Source organism: Leucobacter soli (genome assembly GCF_042659205.1).
Classification (GTDB): Bacteria; Actinomycetota; Actinomycetes; order Actinomycetales; family Microbacteriaceae; genus Leucobacter; species Leucobacter soli.
Genome location: NZ_JBHSRW010000248.1, coordinates 1 through 3,144, shown reverse-complemented (window position 1 = coordinate 3,144; position 3,144 = coordinate 1). Strand labels below are relative to the sequence as shown.

Annotated in this window: 4 protein-coding genes and 1 pseudogene; all 5 read right to left on the bottom strand. The window is 70.3% G+C overall.

Annotation, left to right across the window (positions count from 1 at the left end; all coding sequences use genetic code 11):
* Positions 1–304, bottom strand: a pseudogene (locus ACFPZL_RS11585) (ribonuclease HII); the annotation flags it as partial.
* Positions 291–1,028, bottom strand: coding sequence for a signal peptidase I (gene lepB, locus ACFPZL_RS11580; RefSeq protein ID WP_218113891.1), 738 nt, complete (start codon positions 1,026–1,028; stop codon positions 291–293). The gene lepB and the pseudogene ACFPZL_RS11585, both read right to left, overlap by 14 nt.
* A 160-nt stretch (positions 1,029–1,188) precedes the next feature.
* Positions 1,189–1,539 carry a 50S ribosomal protein L19 gene (rplS, locus tag ACFPZL_RS11575; protein WP_218113890.1) on the bottom strand — a complete coding sequence of 117 codons (351 nt, stop codon included), beginning with the start codon at positions 1,537–1,539 and terminating at the stop codon, positions 1,189–1,191.
* A gap of 147 nt (positions 1,540–1,686) precedes the next feature.
* A complete protein-coding gene (locus ACFPZL_RS11570) occupies positions 1,687–2,580 on the bottom strand; it encodes a hypothetical protein (RefSeq protein ID WP_218113889.1) in 894 nt (297 codons plus the stop codon).
* A 116-nt stretch (positions 2,581–2,696) separates the two neighbouring features.
* The coding region (locus ACFPZL_RS11565; protein ID WP_382335513.1) for a hypothetical protein at positions 2,697–3,144 on the bottom strand (448 nt) is incomplete at its 5' end.

Below are 3,144 nucleotides of genomic sequence, written 5' to 3'. Positions count from 1 at the left end.
CGATGCCGCGCGCGTCGATCTCCTCGGCCGCGCCGAAGCCGACGGCGCCGCGCCCCCATTCCGCGACGAGCGGCCCGAGGGCTTCGCGCCGCTTCTCGCTCAACAGCTTGGAGTCGCGCAATCCCTCGGGGAACGCCGTCGTGCCGGAGCCGACGGCGTGGGCGCCGACCGCCACTGGGCCGGCGATGGCGCCGCGGCCCACCTCGTCTATCCCGATGACGAGCTCGGCGCCTGCCGCGAAGCAGGCCGCTTCGACCTCGAGCGTCGGATCGCGGCTCTCGCGCCCGGGGTCACTCCCCGCCATGCGTCTGCTGCGCCTGCTCGACCCCGGTGAAGGTGTCCGGGTAGTTGCCGAGCACGCCGAAGCGGCTCAGCGGCCAGTTCAAGACGAACGCGCGGCCGACGATCTCGTCCTCGGTGACGAATCCCTTGCCCGGCTGCTCCTGGTTGTAGCGGGAGTCGCGGCTGCTGTACCGGTTGTCGCCCATGACCCAGACGGCCCCCTCCGGCACCGTCACATCGAAGTCGATCCCGGAGGATCGGCTCTCGCCGTCGGGGATCACGATGTAGGGCTCGTCGAGCGGCACTCCGTTGACGGTGACGCGCCCCTCCGCATCGCAGCAGGCGACCCGGTCCCCGCCGATGCCGATCACGCGCTTCACCACGTAGTCGGTGCTCGTGTCGGCCGCGAGGCCGACCGTCTGCAGCACCGATTCGAGCGGCGAGGGCGCGGCCGTGTTCACGCTCGGCGGCAGGTTCAGCCAGCCGCCCGGATCGCGGAACACGACGATGTCGCCGCGGTTCACGCCCACGACGCCGGGCACGAGCTGATTCACGAGGATGCGGTCGTCCACCTCGAGCGTGTGCTCCATCGAGCCCGAGGGGATGTAGAAGCTGCGCACCAGGAAGGTCTTCAGCAGGAACGAGATCAGGAACGCGACGACCAGGATCACGACCAGGTCGCGCAGGAACCCGAGGAACCCGCCTCGGCGGGACTTGCCCGCGGGGGCGGCGGCGGTGTCGGTCATGTCCCTCCGGGATCCTCATGGCTGGTAGGCGGTGCTTCGGCATGGGGCGCACGCCGAACCGGGGCGTCTGCCGAGCACAGACGCTTCAGGCTCCCATCCGCAACCGGAGGGAGCCTGAGAGCGTTGAAGGTTCAGCGTGGTACGCGGAGGCGTCGAGCGCTCAGGCGTCGTCGCGCTTCTCCTTGATCTTGGCCTTCTTGCCGGTGAGACCGCGCAGGTAGTAGAGCTTGGCACGGCGCACGTCGCCGCGGCTCACGACCTCGATCTTGTCGATGGCCGGCGAGTGGACCGGGAACTTGCGCTCCACGCCCACCTGGAAGCTGATCTTGCGGACGGTGAAGGTCTCGCGGACGCCATCGCCGTGGCGGGCGATCACGATGCCCTGGAACACCTGGACGCGCGAGCGGTTGCCCTCGATGATGTTCACGTGCACCTTGACGGTGTCACCGGCCCGGAAATCGGGGATGTCGCTCTTGAGGGAGGCGGCGTCGACGTGGTCGAGCTTCTGCATGATGGTCTCTCTCTGCGTCCGCCGCGAGTCGGGGCGCATGACTAGTTTTCGAAAGAATGCGGTGCTTCACGGTTCGTGCGGACCCTCGCGGCAGTACCGCACCGTGGCACAAGGATCTATTATGCCACAGGTCCGACCGCGCGCGCATCACTCGTCGTCGAGGAGGCTCGAGTCGAAGATCCAGGTCTTGACAGGCCGGGAGGCGTCGGCGACGTCGCGCTCGCCGAGCGGCGTCGTGAGCGTGATCGTGTACGGAGTCGGCGGGAACCCCGCGCAGTCGTAGGCGCCGTCGGGCAGGGGCCGCACGCCGAGCAGGACGCGCACCTCGGTGTCGTCCTCCTCGAGGCTCACGACCTCGATCCGGTCGGGCATGTCCGCGTCCCCGCCGCAGCTCGGATCGAGCACCATCAGATTGAGCTCGCGGGAATCCCTCGTCGGCAGAGCGTCCTGGTCCATCCAGACGTGGGGCACCTGCAGTTCGCCGAGGTCGACCGTCAGGGTGCAGGAGCCCTCGGCGCCGACCGCCCACCCCGGCCACAGCTCGGTGGTCAGGCTGATCCGTTCGGTGTCCTGCTCCGCGGTGGGATCGTAGGGGACGGTTCCGGCGTCGTCCACGCCGGTCTCTCCGGTGGCCTCCCCGGCGGCACCGCGCGCGGCGTCCGTCACGCCGGCGCCGATGGCGAAACGGTGCCGGATCAGGACGATCCGCGTCTCGTTCCGCTCAGCGACGCTCCAGCTCTCGGGGTGGTCGAGATCGAGCGGCGAACCGTCGTCGTAGGTGGCGTTCGCGATCGCGGCCTGCCCGGCCTCGTCGAGGTCGGCGATGCGCACCGGGTCGTCGATCACGGACCGCGGGATCCGCTCACCCATGCACAGGAAGGAGTCGCTGCTCGGCCCGACGTCCGTGGACGAGCCGGGCTCGGCCGCGCCGGGGCTCCCGGCGGGAGCGGCGCACCCGGAGAGCAGTACCGCCGCGTTCAGCGCCACCGCCACTGCCGCTACGACGACCGCCGTCCTGCCGCCTTCCAGCAGACTCCTCATGCGCGCTCCCCCTCCATCACCCGGCACGAAGCCGCCGGATCTCAACTGCCGGATCTCATCGGCTACTCGTGAATGTCCTCCGCACCGGTAGGCGTCTCAGATCGCTGCTCCCGGGTTCACTGCGCGCCAACCATCCCGCCCAGTTCGCGGCAGAAGTCGTCGCTGCGCCCCTCGTCGCTGCTCCCCTCGTCGTCGGGGAACACCGCGATCGACCCGTCGGGCAGCTCGCAGACGGCCAGCTCGGGCGCCGATGTTTTCTCACCGTCGGACGCCGAGGCTCCCAGGCCGCCGGACTCCGAGTACGCGAGGGGCACGCGAGCCTCCCAGATCAGTTCGCAGGCGGCGACACCGCCCTCGGTGCCGCCCGTCGCCGGCTCGATCGTCACGGTCGGCGCGTCCGCGTCCGCCTGCTCGTAGCAGACCACGGTCTGCCGCTGATCCTCGTCCGGGACTCCGCTCTCCTCGCGCGCCAGCTGCGTATCGGCCGGAGCCACCGCCTGTCGCATCGAACCGCCGGCCACCACCGCGACGGCGGTCAGCGCTGCGGCGGCGGCACCGACCGCG

Coding starts and splice junctions, on each gene's coding strand:
- lepB (WP_218113891.1), bottom strand. CDS start 1,028: ATGACCGACACCGCCGCCGCCCCCGCGGGCAAGTCCCGCCGAGGCGGG.
- rplS (WP_218113890.1), bottom strand. CDS start 1,539: ATGCAGAAGCTCGACCACGTCGACGCCGCCTCCCTCAAGAGCGACATC.
- ACFPZL_RS11570 (WP_218113889.1), bottom strand. CDS start 2,580: ATGAGGAGTCTGCTGGAAGGCGGCAGGACGGCGGTCGTCGTAGCGGCA.